At 35.8% G+C, this 17,637-nt stretch carries 17 protein-coding genes; 11 read left to right on the top strand and 6 right to left on the bottom strand.

All coding sequences use genetic code 11. From position 1 onward, the window contains the following. Position 1 precedes the first annotated feature (1 nt). A complete protein-coding gene (locus MHB44_RS21010; protein ID WP_341300731.1) occupies positions 2-316 on the top strand; it encodes an antibiotic biosynthesis monooxygenase in 315 nt (104 codons plus the stop codon). A 175-nt stretch (positions 317-491) separates the two neighbouring features. On the opposite strand, the gene MHB44_RS21005 is transcribed toward MHB44_RS21010, so the two are convergent. Then, positions 492-1,043 (bottom strand): hypothetical protein, encoded by a 552-nt coding sequence (locus MHB44_RS21005; RefSeq protein WP_341300730.1) that lies wholly within the window; start codon positions 1,041-1,043, stop codon positions 492-494. A gap of 309 nt (positions 1,044-1,352) precedes the next feature. Here MHB44_RS21005 and MHB44_RS21000 point away from each other — a divergent pair, with 309 nt between their 5' ends. The 7 genes from MHB44_RS21000 (at position 1,353) to zupT (ending at position 8,387) form a co-directional block, all read left to right on the top strand. Beyond that, positions 1,353-2,255 (top strand): polyprenyl synthetase family protein, encoded by a 903-nt coding sequence (locus MHB44_RS21000; RefSeq protein ID WP_341300729.1) that lies wholly within the window; start codon positions 1,353-1,355, stop codon positions 2,253-2,255. A gap of 12 nt (positions 2,256-2,267) precedes the next feature. After that, the gene (locus MHB44_RS20995; protein WP_341300728.1) at positions 2,268-2,402 is read left to right on the top strand and encodes a hypothetical protein; all 135 of its coding nucleotides are present in this window, start codon (positions 2,268-2,270) and stop codon (positions 2,400-2,402) included. Then, complete coding sequence (locus MHB44_RS20990) at positions 2,395-4,683, top strand: ATP-binding protein (RefSeq protein ID WP_341300727.1); 2,289 nt, start codon at positions 2,395-2,397, stop codon at positions 4,681-4,683. Before MHB44_RS20995 ends, MHB44_RS20990 begins: the two co-directional genes overlap by 8 nt. Then, complete coding sequence (locus MHB44_RS20985) at positions 4,667-5,281, top strand: response regulator transcription factor (RefSeq protein WP_341303020.1); 615 nt, start codon at positions 4,667-4,669, stop codon at positions 5,279-5,281. The genes MHB44_RS20990 and MHB44_RS20985 overlap by 17 nt, the downstream gene beginning before the upstream one ends. A gap of 411 nt (positions 5,282-5,692) precedes the next feature. Further along, positions 5,693-6,592: a hypothetical protein gene (locus MHB44_RS20980; protein WP_341300726.1), complete on the top strand. Its 900-nt coding sequence runs from the start codon at positions 5,693-5,695 to the stop codon at positions 6,590-6,592. Positions 6,593-6,824: 232 nt separating this feature from the next. Continuing rightward, positions 6,825-7,433 carry a phosphatase PAP2 family protein gene (locus MHB44_RS20975; RefSeq protein WP_341300725.1) on the top strand — a complete coding sequence of 203 codons (609 nt, stop codon included), beginning with the start codon at positions 6,825-6,827 and terminating at the stop codon, positions 7,431-7,433. Positions 7,434-7,577: 144 nt separating this feature from the next. Continuing rightward, a complete protein-coding gene (gene zupT, locus MHB44_RS20970; RefSeq protein WP_341300724.1) occupies positions 7,578-8,387 on the top strand; it encodes a zinc transporter ZupT in 810 nt (269 codons plus the stop codon). A 48-nt stretch (positions 8,388-8,435) separates the two neighbouring features. Here zupT and MHB44_RS20965 read toward each other — a convergent pair whose 3' ends face one another. From MHB44_RS20965 to thrC, 3 genes are all read right to left on the bottom strand, one after another. After that, positions 8,436-9,122 carry an MtnX-like HAD-IB family phosphatase gene (locus MHB44_RS20965; RefSeq protein WP_341300723.1) on the bottom strand — a complete coding sequence of 229 codons (687 nt, stop codon included), beginning with the start codon at positions 9,120-9,122 and terminating at the stop codon, positions 8,436-8,438. A 92-nt stretch (positions 9,123-9,214) separates the two neighbouring features. Next, a complete protein-coding gene (gene thrB / locus MHB44_RS20960; RefSeq protein ID WP_341300722.1) occupies positions 9,215-10,132 on the bottom strand; it encodes a homoserine kinase in 918 nt (305 codons plus the stop codon). Then, positions 10,129-11,181, bottom strand: a complete 1,053-nt coding sequence (gene thrC, locus MHB44_RS20955; protein WP_341300721.1) for a threonine synthase — start codon at positions 11,179-11,181, stop codon at positions 10,129-10,131. The genes thrB and thrC overlap by 4 nt, the downstream gene beginning before the upstream one ends. A 204-nt stretch (positions 11,182-11,385) precedes the next feature. Between thrC and MHB44_RS20950 the strand changes: the two genes are divergently transcribed. After that, positions 11,386-12,615, top strand: coding sequence for an MFS transporter (locus MHB44_RS20950; protein WP_341300720.1), 1,230 nt, complete (start codon positions 11,386-11,388; stop codon positions 12,613-12,615). Positions 12,616-12,880: 265 nt separating this feature from the next. Beyond that, complete coding sequence (locus tag MHB44_RS20945) at positions 12,881-13,747, top strand: MurR/RpiR family transcriptional regulator (protein ID WP_341300719.1); 867 nt, start codon at positions 12,881-12,883, stop codon at positions 13,745-13,747. Between the two features lie 109 nt (positions 13,748-13,856). On the opposite strand, the gene MHB44_RS20940 is transcribed toward MHB44_RS20945, so the two are convergent. Beyond that, entirely contained in the window at positions 13,857-14,663 is an 807-nt protein-coding gene (locus tag MHB44_RS20940; RefSeq protein WP_341300718.1) for a GNAT family N-acetyltransferase, read from the bottom strand. A 568-nt stretch (positions 14,664-15,231) separates the two neighbouring features. On the opposite strand from MHB44_RS20940, the gene MHB44_RS20935 reads away from it, so the two are divergent. Then, positions 15,232-16,158, top strand: coding sequence for a manganese-dependent inorganic pyrophosphatase (locus MHB44_RS20935; protein WP_341300717.1), 927 nt, complete (start codon positions 15,232-15,234; stop codon positions 16,156-16,158). Between the two features lie 34 nt (positions 16,159-16,192). Here the strand turns inward: MHB44_RS20935 and MHB44_RS20930 are convergent, their stop codons facing one another. After that, entirely contained in the window at positions 16,193-17,572 is a 1,380-nt protein-coding gene (locus MHB44_RS20930; RefSeq protein WP_341300716.1) for an FAD-dependent oxidoreductase, read from the bottom strand. Positions 17,573-17,637: the final 65 nt, after the last annotated feature.

Here is a 17,637-nt window from a genome sequence, read left to right as displayed (position 1 = left end):
TATGTTTGTACAAATTAAACGTATTGTTGTAGCAGAAGGCAATTCGGACAAGGTTGTAGAGCGATTTGGTGCTAAGGCAGATGGACCATCATTGCTTGAACAACAGCCTGGCTTCATTGATAAGCAAGTGCTTGTCAAAAAGGTGCGACGTGGTGATGAAGAAGTGCTTGTGATGGTTCGTTGGGAATCAGAAGAAGCATGGAAAAATTGGGAGAAAAGTCCCGAGCACATTGCTGGTCATAAGGCAAATGCAGGCAAGCCAAAGCCTGAGTATGTAATTGAAAGCGGACAAGAAGTCTATTATCTAAAAGGCTAATGCTAAAAAGGTGTCTCAAGTTATTTGAGGCATCTTTTTTCTGTTAGGAGGATTAACTTAAAAAATAATAGAGCTAAGAAAGATATGTAAAAACCACTTAGTTTTCCTTTGAGTGCCACCTTATCTGGCGAAAATCTAAGTGGATTAAGTCGGTTCTACTTTATTCGTTTTTTAGTTAATGTTCCATTGATGCTTTTCGCCATCTATGACAGGTTGTGTCCATATTAAAGGAAATAGTACTTTCATTAATTGATAACCCAGAAATACTTGTATAGTGTGTCTCGTTCCTGTTCTCGGTGTTGCTGCTAGAGTCTTTCTCTACTTCCAACCCTCTTGCATTAATAATCGTATAATGTGGTGTTAAATAGATCGTTGGTGAATCGATAACCAAGCCAAAGGTGTTTGGGTTTACCATGGACATATTGGAGAAATTTTCATTTGAGATTCTGTGAATACCATATTGCGCAATATAATAATCTCTCTTTTGTTGAAATGTCTCTTCAAATCCAGGAGTATCACTAATAAAATTTGAAAAGGTTGAGATGTTTTTATAGGTCGCTAGTGTTTCTCGATAGGCTGTTAACTCAGATTGAATAATGATTTTCTCAATCTGTAGCTGTTCGGCTGTAGGCTTTTTAATCGAAATTTCCTCCGCTGTAACAACGATGCTACAGGAAAAAGTAGCAGTAAGTATAAAAACATTTTCATTTAGTGCATTTTTCATCATTAATCACTCCTAGTACAAAAGACTTTCATTTCTCCAATGCTTTTATATAAGCGTAACATTAGTAAGAACGCCATTTCAATGGTGAATTCACGCCACTTTAATGGCGGTGTTTAGTGCTACACCGCCAAATATTTGCTAATAATTGCTAAAAATTTGGCGTGCTTTGCAAGAATAACGCCATTTTTTGGCGGTCTCTATCTTTATGAAGGAAATAATGGGAGTAATTGTATTGTGTAGTGGAAGGTATAGTATTTTTTCCCATTAATCTATATAATATTTGTTAATAAAGGTAGAGAGGAGAGGGGACTATTGAAGGAATTAGATAAACGTATTAATGAATCATTAGACTTTCTTATTGAAAATGAGCCGTTACTTGGTCAGGAGTTAAAAACGTTGTTACAAAGCTTTAAAGAAGAAAAAACAGCTGTAGGATTTTCCTTTGGCAAGCTATGTTTTTTGCATTATGAGGCATTTGTAGAGAATGTACATGAGGATATTTATAAGGTTGCTGCAGCAATTGAACTGCTAATATTATCCTTTGACATTATTGATGATCTGCAAGATAAGGATTCAGATTATAGTTGGTGTAAAATACCTGAGCTCTCGCTAAATGTTGCATTAGCAATGCTAGTGATGGCATCAAAAACCATAGCGGATACTTCCTTCGAACATAAAATATCTGCTATTAGACTGCTTGAGGAATATGCATTGAAAAGTATAAATGGCCAGCAATTAGATTTACTCAATAATTGTCGCGATGAAGATTCCTATCTACAAATGATTACGCAGAAGTCAGGCTCTTTAACAGCAATGAGCTGCTTGATTGGGGAAGCGCTTGCAAAAGGAGAGGTATCGAGAGAAGTACAGGAATATGGGAAATACATAGGCATTATCCAACAAATCAAAAATGATATTCAAAGTTTAAAAAGTTGGGGACCTAAAAATGATCTACTAAATAAAAGATATTCACTACCTATTATTTATCTTTTATCGCAAAAAAATGATATTTCAAAATCAGTTGTGAACTATTATAATGATAATATAGTTACAGTTTTGGATAATAATTCAATAGAAAATGAGTTAACAAGCGGCGGAGCTATACGTTACGCAATTACCATTAAAAATATCCATAAGTTTAAAGCATTGAAAGAACTTGAACAAATAGCTATAAATGAGTTGGGTAAAGATTATCTACAAAAACTAATGAAATGAGGAAAAATAAGTGTGATGAATGTCATTCAGTATTTAGAACAAAATCCGAGCCTAGTCACTTTATTAAAGGAACAAAAGAAAACCTCATTAATTAGAATTTCATCTGTAGAGCAGCAAGCCCAATTTGGATTTAAAAACTTTGCATAGTAAGTGGTTTTGGCCCGCTATAATTTTCTATTTAGTGATAGGTCTTTATCTTAATTACGTAAATTATAGCGCGCCTTATATTGAAATAGAGGTAGAACAAGAGGATGATCGATGGCTCGTAACTCAACTCTATTATCAAGACTGGGCAGCGAGGCAAAATATAGCTATTGGTGATGTAATTATAGCAGTAGATGGTGACCCATTTGATGATCTCAATCAGCTAAAGTATAAATCAAGAATAGTATCTGCGAATGAATTAACAATTATGAAGCCAGATGGAGCTCTCATCACTATACATATTAAACAGTTAGATATCCCTCAGCAATTTATTTATATATTAATGATCCCAGCATGTTATTTTGTTTTAACATTATTCGTGGCTATATATTTATATTTTAAACAACAGAATACAACATTAACGAAGTTGCTGATTCTTTTTATGTTAACAGTTTCCTTAGCCTATGTAAGTAGTGGAGCTTCTGGCAAATTGGATGAAATCGGGATTATTATTAATCGTAGCAGTATGCTATTATGTTTAGTAATACTATTACACTTTTTAAGAAATTATTATTCGTTTGTGAAAATAAATTGGGTGTTTACTAGTCATATAAAAATTTTTTATATATTGCCCCTGATTGCTTTTATACTAGGGTGTATGGGTGCTATTTATCCTGCTTCAAACAATATTCTTTCTTACGTTGTATTAGCACTTTTCTTTATTCTCCTTGTGATGATTCTTAGCATTTTACTGCTAAGCTATTTCAAATATCACTCACCCCAGTTGAAAATTTTATTGAATAGTATATTGATACCGTTTCTACCATTTCTTTTTTTATATGCACTCCCTAAAATTCTATTTAATACATACATTCTTTCAACCGAGATTAGTGCATTGTTTTTATGGATGATCCCTTTTAGCTTTATATTTACGCAATTAGCTGAGCGATTATTTGATATTGAGTACCATATTACGAGATTGCGCTATTATACAATCTTTTCAATGATCTTTACATTGTGGTTTGCAAGTGGGTTGTACTTAATTGCAGGAAAATATTTGGAAATTTCTGCTATGTCAGGAATTGCCCTTTTTACATTTTTATCATTAGTCGTGCTTTTTTATATAAAAGAAAAGGTTGATTACCGAAAACGGAAAATTTTATTTTCAACAAAGGGCGATTATATCCATCAACTATATACGGCTGTTGATAAAATAGGAAAAACCATTAAAATTGATGAACTGTTAGAGAAGTTTGCCGATGAAGTTTCTGTGCATCTTGAGCTAGATGAGGCTTCTGTCTTAACATATAGCTATGATACCCATGAATTTATAACGAAAGTTGGAAAAAACATTACCATACTGCCTGAAGTGATGGAAGAAATCCGGTTAGGAGAAATACGAAAGATCGATAAAGTTTATGTAGCATTTCTCCATCAGGATACCCATTATAAAAGAGTCTTAGTATTAGGGCATAATACGCCCATTTATCTCAAGGATGACAAGCTAATATGGCTTGAATTGCTTCTGTTGTATGTGAATAATTTTATTGAAAATACAAAAATGGTAGAAGAGTTACTAGGAGAACTAAAGCATATGAAGCAGGCTGATAATAACCAGCTACCTTGGCTAAATAAGCTATTATGGTTAAGATTTGAAGAGGAAAAATATCAATTGGCACAAGAGCTACATGACACTAATTTACAGGAGCAATTACATATTGCACGAGAGGTAGATGTGTTAATAAACGCCAAGGACACAGAGGATATTCAGGGCAAGCTAGCAAAAATTCATCAGCAAATGGTTGCCTCCCTCCATGAGCTAAGAGCATATTGCGAAAACTTAAAGCCCCCATTATTGGATACATTAGGCTTAAATGCGGCATTAGAAAAGTTAATAAAAAATGTGTCGGAACGGGCGGATTTTGTCTTAATCTACACAACTGATCGTCTTTATTTAGAGGATGAACGTATGAATTTAATGATTTATCGATTGTTTCAAGAATTGTTAAATAATGCATTAAAGCATTCCCATGCAACAACAGTTGAGATCCATCTTAAAGAGAAGACAGATGGCTTTGAAATTATTTATGAGGATAATGGTGTAGGGTGTAATATGGAAGACATTGTTGTGGTAGAGTCGATGGGGATTCGAGGTATGCAGGAGCGCGTAAAAGCATTTAACGGACAATTTTGCATTGATTCACATATAAATCAAGGAATGTCTATTCAAATCATGGTAAAAGAAGGGAGTGAAGCACTTGATTACGATGCTCATAGTGGATGATCACCCAATTGTGTTAGAGGGAACGAAAAATTTATTTCAAGAAAATGAAGATATTATTATCGATACAGAAAGCGACGCAACAAATGTTATCGAAAGAATAAAAAATAAGCCATATGATATCTATTTAATTGATATTAATATGCCATTAGAAAATGGTATAAACCTAGCTCGTCATATTAAAGCAATCCAATCAAATGCTTCTGTTATCCTTTATACGGGAGATGATATTACCGATTATTATCATCTTATTTTAGAAAGAAAAATAGAAGGCATTTTAGCTAAAACAGCTTCTAAAGAGCAAATTATACGAACAGTAAGAGCCATTGCCAATGGTGAAATTGTTCTACCCAAAAATTTTTTGGATTTTCTGGATGATAAATTTCAATTGCAAAATGCCAAATTTGATATTCATCTTAATGAAAAGGAAAAGAAAATATTACGGCTCATTGCAGAAGGTCATACAAATAAAGCAATTGCCATCGAACTAAATATTCCGCAGCGAACAACTGAACGTTATTTAACACAACTTTTTTCTTTGCTTAATGTAGATTCACGTACAGAGGCTGTAAATCTTGCTGAAAAAATGAATTTACTGTAAGCTATTACTATGTTATACTATTGGTATAATTTTCAATTAATAGGGATCTTTTTGGGAATTGATAAACTCATAAATTGAATTCAGTAAATATTACCTATTTTTTACGAGAAATTGCCTATAAATAAATTATGACACCGCCAAAAAGTGGCGGTGTTTTTTATATGTCCGCCAAATCACGCCAGAAATATATGCAAAGACCGCCAAAAAATTGGCGTAAACCCGAAGTTGAAATGGTGGTATAACTACTGGTACGCTTAATTTAAGGGTGATTAAGTAGATTTGCTATAAAAAAATTGCTTTAAAATAAGCAGCCTGGCTATCTATGCATAAAGTAGGAATTAAAGATTGTACAATATACTAGCTAGTAAAAATATACTTCACCATAAAACTTTATAAAGGTAGGCGTGTAGTGTGAAAGTAGAACTCGAAAATTTATTTTCTATAGACGAATCTAGCCAAGATCAAGTTATTAATGTTTATAATCGTCATGGTATTGCAGTTGGTGCGCCTGAAATTAAAAAAAGAAATTTAAAAACAAAATTTAATCCCACTTTTACATTAAATGAAGAAATAACATATGAACACGTAACCGCTTTATATGAATCTTTAGAGCGTGAATTAGGTATTGTTTCAATAGGAGAACGTTTTTACTTTGAGTTTTCAGAACAAGAATATAAGCAGGCTCCATTATTTACTTTAAATTCGACAGGTAATTCACCAGAAATGTTTGTCGAGGATAAGGGTACATTATTTTCTTTAAGTACACATTGTAAATCTTGTGGACTTATGGCCAAAGAACAACTATCACCAATTGTGATCGATACATCGCAAATAAAGGATCGTCATTTAGTACATGTAAGTGGTTACTGGGTTGCCTCTCAAAAATTGGTATCGCTAATGAAACAGGAAAACCTCGAGGGCTATGAGTTATTAGAGGTGATCCACCAAGGGCCTGAGGAAGGTAAGCAACTTGCCTATCAAATTATTCCAACACAGATTTTACCATCATGTAGTAGTGATAGAATTAAACTATATTTTGCTACTGAGCAACCTCCATGTAGCTGTGGTTTAAATGGTGTCATTAACGGTCCAGATATTTATCATCGTAAGGATTTAAGCAGCGTACAAGGCGATGTTTTTTATGCGGCTGAATGGAGCCATGATGGAAAATATTTGTATAGAAAAACATTATTCAGTAAGAGGTTTAGAGAAGCTATTCTTAAACATAATATTTCCCGTGATGTCAGAGGCGAAAAGGATGCAAATTTTGGACCAAAAGATTGGCTATTTGATCCTGTGTTAATACAGTAGTGGATGTTAAGCACTAATATAAAAAGGTTATATAACCTAGTAATAAAAAGTTTTCCTCCTTTAGCATTGGCCGCATCTACTTATTTGCATAGACTGAAGAAGTATCAATTATTTTTGCGAATATAAGGACGCATATTTTTCTAAAAGTTACATCTATTCATCATCTCGAATAATCCGAATTATGTTATGATGTGAACAACATATCATGAATGTTTTGGGGTGAAGAATATAGATGAAAAAATGGGCATATCCATTAGCAATTCTAACGTTTATTGTATTTATTGCATTACGGGCTACTTATGAAAGCAATTTCGTGAATAAATTAGATACCATTATAGCAGATGTACTTTTTGGTAATCGTTTAATTGATGTTTTTCATTATATAGGGGAGCCTCAATTTGTGGTCACTGTAGCAATAGTTTTAATGGCGTATTTAGCTTGGCGGGTAAAAAATTATCGTGCCATGTTATTGGTTGTTTTCACATTTGCAGCGGGGAATGTTTTAAATCAGTTATTAAAAAAATGGGTTCAACGACCACGACCTGAAATTGAAGATCAGCTAACATCCTTTAGTTTTCCATCGGGACATGCTATGACGGGTATTTTATATTTATTCACAACAGCCTATATTTTAGCTGAGCATAATAGTAAAGGTCGTAAAGTCTTACTGTGGCTTGGAGCAATTCTATTAACAGTGCTTATTGGATTAGCACGAGTTGCAGGTGCTAGACATTTTGCGTCAGATGTCCTCGCTGGCTGGAGTATTGGCTATACTTGGTTTATCATTTGTGTTATTTGGTATGAACGTCGCAAGAAATTATTTCAATCAAATCATCAATAAGACTAAGCAGTATTTGTATTCATATGAATCGATACTGCTTTTTATATTGTAAAGAATGATATTTGCCTTGTAAAAAAGAATTGTGTACAGGAAACTTTTACGTTAAGATGAGTACAATAAGAAAAAGAGTAAAGGAAGAAGGCAATGGAAGGAAACGTTTTATTGGCATTAGGGTTAACTCTTTTTGCTGGGCTGGCAACAGGGGTAGGCAGTTTAATAGCCTTTTTCACCTCAAGAACAAATACAAAATTTTTATCATTAGCACTGGGTTTTTCAGCAGGTGTTATGATTTATGTATCACTTGTTGAAATTTTTGTAAAAGCAAAAGATGCTTTAACCAATGCATTAGGTACAACTAATGGTTATTGGATGACCATTCTTGGATTCTTTGGCGGTATGCTATTTATTGCGCTCATTGATAAATTTATTCCAAAGGCTACTAATCCGCATGAGGTAAAGCTTGTTGAAGAAGTAAATGCTATTAAGCCACAGGTCGATGAAGATCACCTAATGAAGATGGGGATTTTTACAGCTCTTGCGATTGCCATTCATAATTTTCCAGAGGGTATCGCAACATTTATGTCAGCGCTCAATGATCCAAATGTAGGTATAGCAATTGCCATTGCAGTAGCTATTCATAATATTCCAGAGGGAATCGCTGTATCTGTGCCGATTTTCTTTGCCACAGGTAATAGACGAAAAGCCTTTAAGCTATCATTTTTATCAGGACTAGCAGAGCCTGTCGGTGCATTAGTAGCATTTTTAATTCTTATGCCATTTTTAACAGATGTCATGTTCGGAATTGTTTTTGCAGGTGTTGCGGGTATAATGGTCTTTATTTCCTTAGATGAGTTATTACCAGCAGCACAGAGATATGATGAAACACATTTATCAATGTATGGTTTGGTAGGAGGAATGGCGGTTATGGCCATTAGTCTAGTATTACTTGCATAATGAAGAAGGGAACCAACTACGTAGAAGTCGGTTCCCTTTTCCTATTTGTTAGGATGTAGCCATCATCTTGTGTGGCTCTATAATTTCCTCTATAGCCTGTAAGCAATCATAAAAAGTGGTAAAGGGCTTATAGGGAATTTGAAGCTCCTCACAGCGATGAATAAGGTGATCTCTAGCAAGAACAATATCTGCTTGTTTGGCTGCCTCAAAATCTGATAGAGAATCGCCAATCACAATTTTGAAATGATCATCTGCAGCAACTGTGCGTATAACACTAGACTTGCAGCAGTCACAACCTTGTGTACTGAAATGACTACATTCCTGATCACAGCTATTTGGATAAATAAGCTGAATCTGTTTACCAGAAAAATCAGCTTGATTGCAGTAAATACCCGTAAATGATCCATACTTCTCTACTAAAGGTTCAATAAAAAAACCAACCCCGCTACTAACAATATAGAATGGAATATTATTGTCTTGCGCATAGCGAACAAAGTCACCAAAGCCTTCACGAATTTTTGCTGTATCCATAAGATATTGAACGATGTCATCTTTTTGTTGTGTAGCGAGTAGCTGAAACATTGCCGAGAGACCATCTTTAAATGAGATTGTTTGTGTTATCATAGCCTCTGCAATTTTTTTGGACTCCTCTGGCACAAATTGAGTCATCAAGGAAAAAATATTATCCGTTTCTGTTATCGTGCCATCGAAATCACAGAAAATAATTGGTTTCAAGGTCGTTCCTCCTTTAAGTAAAGCGTCTATTCCAATCGTGCAGCGTTACAATAATAGATGTATATGGAGAAGCATTCAAGAAAAAACGCCTACTATGATAGCAGGCGTTTTACTGTTTCATTTATTTGTACCCCATGTTCATCTGCTTTTGTTAGGATAATTTGATGCGTTGGGAATTTAGTTTTCATTGTTTGTACGAATTCATCAGCAATGGCAGTAGGAATAATGGAGATTAATGTTGGGCCTGCTCCACTTAGTGCTGTTCCATAAGCACCAATTTTCTTTGCAGTCGTGCGAATTTCTGTATAGGCAGGAATTAGCTTGGCACGAAATGGCTCATGAAATAAATCGGCTTCCATATAACGCCCAGCACGTTCAAAATCACGTGCCATTAAAGCAGCTGCTAGCATATTTGCATTTGCTGAAGCGCTCACAGCATAAGCTCGGTCGAATTTCTCTGGTAATACAGAGCGTGCCTCGCTTGTTTTAAGCTCAATATCTGGCACATATACAACAAAGGATGCCTGGATATCATTTATATGAAATGTATCGACAATGCCGTTTTCATCCATCGAAGAAATCGTTAAACCGCCTAAGACAGAGGCTGTTGCGTTGTCAGGATGACCTTCAATTTGTGAAGATAGATTAAGCTTATCTTGAACGGTTAAGCCAAGTTCACATACTTGGTTTGCCAGTTCAATACCTGCAACGATAGCGGCTGCACTACTTCCAAGGCCACGTGCTAATGGAAGCTCACTCGCCATCTCAACACGACAGGCAGGTAGCTGTTTGCCATATTGATCTGCAATTTTTTTAGCAATCACGTATAGTAAATGCTCTTCAAGTTCAAACTCTTTAGGACCGTTGTCATCAAGGTGAATAATCTCCCATGTATCTTGCAAAGAAACTGTAAGCTTTAAGTAAAGAGACAAGCCAAGTCCTATTGAATCGAAGCCAGGCCCTAAATTGGCTGTGCTTCCAGGAACTGAGATTTGCCACATTTTACTCATAGTACACCTTCAATATACGTGCGAATTTCTTGTTCATCATTTTTTAGGGCTACAACCTCTACAGTAGATGTGTCCATCGCTGTATCAGGATCTTTTAGCCCGTTGCCTGTGAAAACAGTTACTACTTTAGAGCCTTTTGGAATTTTGCTATTTTCCACTGATTTAATGACACCTGCTAATGAAGCAGCTGAACCTGGCTCAACGAAAATGCCCTCTGTATTTGCAATTAGTTTATAGGCAGCTAAAATTTCTTCATCTGTGACGGAATCAATAATACCACCAGACTCATCACGAGCAGCCTCTGCAAGTTTCCAGCTAGCAGGATTACCAATTCGAATAGCTGTTGCCACTGTTTCAGGGTTTGCAATTGGCTCTCCCTTCACAATTGCAGCAGCACCTTCAGCTTCAAAGCCATACATTTTTGGTAGACCGCTATCTTTTGCAGCATGATATTCTTTAAAGCCCTTCCAGTATGCTGTAATATTTCCTGCATTACCAACAGGGATGCACAGATAATCAGGAGCTGAGCCTAAAGCATCGACGATTTCAAATGATGCTGTTTTTTGACCTTCAATACGATATGGATTGACTGAGTTAACAAGTGCAACAGGCGTTGTTTCACTTACTTGGCGAACGATATTTAAAGCGTCGTCAAAGTTACCATCGATTTCAATGATTTTTGCACCATACATTGTTGCTTGTGCAAGCTTACCAAGAGCGACTTTTCCTTTAGGGATTACAACGATGGACTGGATACCAGCTCGTGTTGCATAGGCAGCCGCAGCCGCAGAAGTGTTTCCTGTAGAAGCGCAAATAACGCATTTACTACCATCTTCAATTGCCTTTGCTACAGCAAATACCATACCTCGGTCTTTAAATGAACCAGTTGGATTTGCACCTTCAATTTTTCCATAAAGCTCAATACCTAATTTTTTAGATAAATTCACTAAATGTATAAGAGGCGTATTGCCTTCATTTAACGTTAATGCAGGTGTATTGTCTGTTACAGGTAAAAATTGTTTATATTCTTCAATAAGGCCTTTCCACATAATAGTATGATCTCCTTTTGTTCTTATAGAAAGAACAGCTGTTTTTGTATAAAAGACATTTTAACGCAAACAGCCCTGTAATTTCAATAGCATTTCATAAATTGTCGAAACAATTTGGTAATTTGAATTTTACTTGTCACTTTCTTGAAACAACTGTATAGTAATTATACATTGTAATGTCAAATGTAAAGACAGGTGGTTAGGATGACAACAAATACTATAGGAACAAATAAATCTCAACAAACTATTTCGAGAAATAAGCTTTTAGGTGTAGCAGGAATAGGCTGGCTTTTTGACGCAATGGATGTTGGGATATTATCCTTTGTGATTGCAGCATTGGCAGCTGATTGGGGACTATCACCGAGCCAATCTGGTTGGATTGGTAGTGTTAATTCAATTGGAATGGCTGTAGGTGCACTAGTATTCGGTGTTTTTGCTGATAAAGTAGGGCGAAAGAAAATTTTTATGTGGACACTTGTACTTTTTTCAGTAGCAAGTGGTTTATCTGCCTTTACAACAACGTTAGTAGCTTTTTTAATACTACGTTTTTTTGTAGGGATGGGACTAGGGGGAGAATTACCGGTTGCCTCGACATTAGTATCTGAAAGTGTAAAAGCAAAAGAAAGAGGACGCGTCGTCGTTTTACTGGAAAGTTTTTGGGCAGCAGGCTGGTTAATTGCGGCATTGATTTCCTACTTTGTGATTCCAACATGGGGATGGCGAGTAGCACTCATATTAACAGCACTTCCAGCTTTCTATGCCATTTATCTTCGCTGGCATCTACCTGATTCCCCACAGTTTACGGTGAAGGAAGAATCCAAGAAACGTAGTATCGGTCAAAATATAAAAGATGTGTGGTCGAAGAAATATGCGCGTTCTACATTAATGCTATGGGTATTATGGTTTACGGTTGTATTCTCCTATTACGGTATGTTTTTATGGCTACCAAGTGTCATGGTTGGTAAGGGCTTTGATATGATTACTAGTTTTAAATATGTTCTTATTATGACATTAGCTCAATTACCAGGATATTTTACGGCAGCATGGTTTATCGATAAAATTGGACGAAAATTTGTGCTAGTTTCTTATCTAATAGGTACAGCAATCAGTGCTGCTATTTTTGGCAATGCAGAAACGCTCAGTATATTATTAGCTTCAGGTATGTTTTTATCATTTTTTAACTTAGGTGCGTGGGGTGCTCTTTATGCCTATACGCCTGAACAGTACCCAGCTATTATTCGTGGAACTGGGGCGGGGATGGCAGCAGCCGTTGGGCGTATTGGAGGTATTTTTGGACCGCTGTTAGTAGGCTTTTTATTAACAGCAGGCTATACAATCGGCTTTATCTTTGCCATTTTCTGTGTGGCAATTATGATTGGGGTTATAGGCGTAGTTTTCTTAGGGAAAGAAACCAAACAACTAGAATTAGAATAGTCATAACATCATTAGTGCCCTGTCTCATAAATAAATGATTCAGGGCATTTTTTTATTTCGTTCATAAATTTGTTGAAATTACAAATGCGTATAATCCAAGGATTAAAGCGTATTATCGTATTAGCAGGTTGAAGCGCTAAAGTTTTTTCAGAAAAGTCATTGTATTCAAATTGTAATCATGATACTGTATTGCTAATCGAATTCTGAGGCAGTAGGAAACAATCTCCTGTTCGTGATAAGGTCATTGAAAGAAAGGTTGTTAGATATGAGTATTCAAGAGGATATAAAGAAAAGGTTTGTAAGACTGTCAAAGGGGCAGCGTAAAGTAGCACAATTTGTAATGGACAATCCCACAACTGTTATTGCTAATGGTGCAGCAGAAGTGGGGAGGATGGCAAATGTAAGTGAGTCAACTGTTATTCGTTTTTGTTATGCCATGGATCTTTCGGGTTATGTAGAGCTTCAGGAAGAAGTAAGAAACTATGTGATATCTCAAAACGATGGAATGCATTTACAACGTTCACATACTGCTAATAAGTTAAGTCAATCTAGCTTTGGGAAGGTTATGCAAGGCGATAGTCAAAATATTGAGGAAGCGATTCAATTTATTAATGATAAGCTTATTCAAAAAAGTTCAAAATGGATGCATGAGGCAGACAATATTTATATTTTAGGTACTCATCAGGTTACTTCGATGGCGGATTGGCTATCGCACACATTAAAAACGCTACGTTCAAATATTAAAGAGTTGCGTTTAAATTCTGATGGTATTTTACAACAAATCAATAGTATGGGTGAGCATACAACATTAATCGTATTCACTTTTGATAAACAGATAAAGAATATTCAAACAATCGTTGAAATTGCCAAGATGAAAAAGGCAAAAATTATTGTCATCACAGGCTCTGCATTTTCCCCTATTCGAGAATATGCTAGTGCATTATTTGCGCTTGGCACAAAAAATCATTCTTCTCTGGATATTGCTCCTGTTTTAGTGTCATTCTTGCATGCTTTGATAGAGGAAATGATTAGTCAAGATAAGGCTCAATATGAAAACTATCAACAATCCTATGAGCAAGTAGAGAGTAATGTACTATTCCTTGACACTGCTAGGGAGAAGCAAATATTTTAATACAAACAACCGCGCATAGATAACGTGTGATCCACACGGTTCTATGCGTTTTTTCAATATATAAAAAGATGTCCAAATATGATTTAGACATCTATCTAGGAACAGTGAATTATATCATTTTACTTAAGCTATACTCATTAACAAAGGTATAATCATTTAATTTTATAGCATTTTGTCGAATACCTTCTTGCTGAAAGCCTAGTTTGTTAAAGAGATGTAAGGCAATTTCGTTATGCTCCATAACAGATAGTTCTAGTCGCGAAATATTACGTTGTTTAGACCAGTTTTCAACTGCTTTCATCAAGGCAGAGCCAATGCCTTTTTGCTGATATTCTTTTTTTACTGCTACACGCACAGAAGCTACATGCTGTACCTTTGATTGCTTATAGCCATGTATCACAGCATAGCCTGCAAAAATACCATTTAATACACAAAGTAATATTGTGCGGTTTTTCAGTTGTTTCCAATAGGTTAAATTTTTACGTAGCTGCTGCACTGTTAAATTTAATTCATTTTGTACATTATACATGAAATCGGTTTGCTGAAGAATTTCTTCCTGTAAGTGAATAAACGATCTGGCGTCTGATGCTTCAATCCCTCGAATTATATATGCAGATGGATTTTCTTCATTTTCAGAAACATTACTTTCAGTAGACTTCATTTGTGTACGTGAGAACGTTACACTATTACCGAGTTTCACTTCAATGACATAATAACCTGCATTTGTCCATGACAAATAGTGTGAAAGAGGGGGCTTTGTTTTCTTCCACCAGCTTTTATTTAAGTATGCAGCATTTGGTAAGGATTGTCCCATAATATTTTCTACTTCATTAAAGGATAGTGTGATTTCTTGTTGTAAGGCTACTTCAAAATAATTTGCTAAAGGAATATACTTTTTTTCCATCTTTTTTATCATCGTAATCCCCATTTCTTGTATATCTAAAAATATAGACTATTTGATGATAGCATAAAATTATGCTTACTTAAATATAAAACCCAACTAAATATCTATATATACTAATTTACTTTAAAAAAAGATGCATTTTTTACTATTAAATGTTAAATAAAGGATAGATAATTAGGGAAATCATAAATTGGAAGAAAGATATATGAAATAGTACTCAAATAAGTTATAATATATATATAGCTTATTTGCAAACTCGGATATTAAGGTAGCGTAGATGTGAAGATTTTATTGTTATTAAGGGAAGACTTCTACACCTACTCATGCTATCTTTAATATTTTTGTTTTGTCTATTATGACTTTGGTATTGAAAGATAACATGGCCATGGGACTTTTAGCTTTGTGCACAGGGGAAGAAGTCACGTTTTTGCAGTAAGGTGGGGAATGGGCGTGCCCAACATAATGGAAATCACTTGCTTGACAAAAGACATCTTTCTGCCATTGATCCCATCGTATTTCAATAATATGTATGATAAAATAAAATATAAATGTAAGTGTCACTTTAGGAGGAATTGATTCAATGAGTAAAGTTTTAGTTTTTGGACATAAAAATCCAGATACAGACACAATCACATCTGCTATTGTATATGCCTATTTAAAGCAGCAACTAGGTGAAGAGGCTGAGGCAGTGCGTCTTGGAGATGTTAATAATGAAACACAATTTGCGCTGGATAAATTCGGCTTTGAAGCACCTCGTTTAATCGCATCTATAGCAGGAGAAGCGGACAAGGTTATACTTGTGGACCATAACGAATTCCAACAATCAGCGGATAGAATTGAGGAGGTTCAAATTACAGAGGTAATCGACCACCATCGTATTGCCAACTTCCAAACAGCAGACCCGCTATACTATCGCGCAGAACCAGTGGGCTGTACAGCTACAATATTAAATAAAATTTTTAAAGAAAATAATATTGAAATCCCAGCAAATATTGCAGGCTTAATGCTATCTGCAATTGTTTCCGATACATTGCTTTTCAAATCACCAACTTGCACAGAACAGGATGTAAAAGCTGGTGAAGAGCTAGCAAAAATTGCTGGAGTAGATACTGCTGAGTATGGTTTAGCTATGCTTAAAGCAGGTGCTGATCTATCTGATAAATCTTTAGAAGATCTCTTATCATTAGATGCTAAAGAGTTCCAATTCGGTGAGTACAAATCCGTTGTGGCGCAAGTAAATGCAGTGGATATTAATGATGTGCTTAATCGTCAAGAGGAACTAGAAGCATTATTAAATAAAAATGTTGCTGACAATGGTTTAGATTTATTCTTCTTCGTTGTAACAGATATTTTAAACAATGATTCTACAGCTATTGCTATTGGGCAGGTAGCAGAAGCAGCTGCAAAAGGCTTTGGTGCTGAGCTTAGCCAGGGTCGTGTTGTATTACCAGGCGTTGTGTCTCGTAAAAAGCAAATCGTACCAGTATTAACAGAAGCTTTAAAATAATGTGAAGGAGGTTGTCTATAGGGCAACCTCTTTTTTAATCTAGCTTTAACGGTTGCACTGCAGGACCTTCCAGCACCTCGCCTTTGGCATTAAAGCGTGAGCCATGGCATGGACAATCCCATGTTTCATCAGCCTTATTCCACTTTGTTTTACAGCCTAAATGCGTGCAGGTTGGGGCAGCAGCATGCTTCATGTAGCCAGCGATATATTCCTTTGCAACAAAGCCACCGACTTTCAGCATTTGCATAAATTGAGCACCGAATTTTGTACGTGATGGTGAATAAAGAGCAATAGCGCCCTCCTCACTTCGTGCACCAGTGATTAATGAGGATAAAATATCACCAGCTACAAAGGAATTGGAAATACCCCATTTGCGATAGCCTGTAGCAATTAGTACATTTGGTAAGGAATTTGTAATTCTCCCCACATATGGCACAATATCCGGTGTTTCAATATCCTGAGCAGACCAACGATAAAGTGGCTGTTGCTCAAAATGTTCTTTTAGCTCATTCGTAATCCCTTCATAATAGGGCTCTGTATGAACTGTTTCCCCCGCAATATGATTGGCTCCTCCTAATACTAAATAATGCTCATCCTTAATGGTAGTCGTTCGAATAGAACGTGAAGGAAAGTCGACAGATAAATATTGACCCTGCATGGTTTCAGAGATTTTACTCGCTACCATATAAGAGCGACTATTGGATAGTTTAAAAAGTTGAAGCCCTTTAAATGCCTCAATTGGATAATGGGAGCACAAAATAAGCTTATTGTATTGAACTGACATGTTTTTTTCGGTATATAAGTTGTTTTGTGAGATGTTTAATTGCTGCACACGTGTATTTGTATAAAGTCTTGCTCCCATAGACTGTGCTTCTTTGGCAAGAAAGTTACTAATCTCTATCGGATTTATTTGAGCCTGCTGAGACATACTTAATGCTTTTGTAATGGGAAAAGGTAGCTCAGTTTCAGAAGTAAGTGTTGATTTAATATTTAATACCTTATAGGCATTCCACTCTTTTAATAATTGCGCATAGCCTTCCTTTGTTTGACAGTATAGCAATGAATCTACTTGTCGCACACTTTCTTGAGGAAGTAAGTGTCTTGCCCTATCAATGGCTTGCTGATTGAGCTGATAATAGAGTTTTGCCTCCTCCAACGAAAGCTTTTCTAAAAGATTTGCATAAATAAGGCTATGCTGCGCTGTTAATTTTCCCGTTGAATGACCAGTTGTACCGTGACCAAAATGAGTATTTGCTTCAAGTAATACTACATCAACGCCTGTCTTTGCTAAAGTATAGGCCGTGTATAATCCAGTTAAACCACCACCAATAATACAGACATCACAAGTAATGGATGAAGTCAGCGACGATAGGGAGACAGATTCAGATGTTGCGACCCAAAGAGATTGTGTCATAGATAACCCTCACAATGTTTTTATGTTCAGTATGTAGGTTCGCTTGAACATTTATGCAAGAGGCA

Origin of the sequence: Lysinibacillus sp. FSL H8-0500 (assembly GCF_038051955.1) — a bacterium.
Taxonomy (GTDB): Bacteria; Bacillota; Bacilli; order Bacillales_A; family Planococcaceae; genus Lysinibacillus; species Lysinibacillus macroides.
Note: the sequence above shows the minus strand (reverse complement) of the source record. Positions and strands in the feature narration are given on the sequence as shown.

Excerpts from the sequence above, each read along its gene's own strand:
- MHB44_RS20945 (WP_341300719.1), top strand. The coding sequence starts at position 12,881 with ATGAGTATTCAAGAGGATATAAAGAAAAGGTTTGTAAGACTGTCAAAG.
- MHB44_RS20940 (WP_341300718.1), bottom strand. The coding sequence starts at position 14,663 with ATGATAAAAAAGATGGAAAAAAAGTATATTCCTTTAGCAAATTATTTT.
- zupT (WP_341300724.1), top strand. The coding sequence starts at position 7,578 with ATGGAAGGAAACGTTTTATTGGCATTAGGGTTAACTCTTTTTGCTGGG.
- MHB44_RS20985 (WP_341303020.1), top strand. The coding sequence starts at position 4,667 with ATGCTCATAGTGGATGATCACCCAATTGTGTTAGAGGGAACGAAAAAT.
- MHB44_RS20975 (WP_341300725.1), top strand. The coding sequence starts at position 6,825 with ATGAAAAAATGGGCATATCCATTAGCAATTCTAACGTTTATTGTATTT.
- MHB44_RS20930 (WP_341300716.1), bottom strand. The coding sequence starts at position 17,572 with ATGACACAATCTCTTTGGGTCGCAACATCTGAATCTGTCTCCCTATCG.
- MHB44_RS20935 (WP_341300717.1), top strand. The coding sequence starts at position 15,232 with ATGAGTAAAGTTTTAGTTTTTGGACATAAAAATCCAGATACAGACACA.
- thrC (WP_341300721.1), bottom strand. The coding sequence starts at position 11,181 with ATGTGGAAAGGCCTTATTGAAGAATATAAACAATTTTTACCTGTAACA.
- MHB44_RS21005 (WP_341300730.1), bottom strand. The coding sequence starts at position 1,043 with ATGATGAAAAATGCACTAAATGAAAATGTTTTTATACTTACTGCTACT.
- MHB44_RS20950 (WP_341300720.1), top strand. The coding sequence starts at position 11,386 with ATGACAACAAATACTATAGGAACAAATAAATCTCAACAAACTATTTCG.
- MHB44_RS21010 (WP_341300731.1), top strand. The coding sequence starts at position 2 with ATGTTTGTACAAATTAAACGTATTGTTGTAGCAGAAGGCAATTCGGAC.
- thrB (WP_341300722.1), bottom strand. The coding sequence starts at position 10,132 with ATGAGTAAAATGTGGCAAATCTCAGTTCCTGGAAGCACAGCCAATTTA.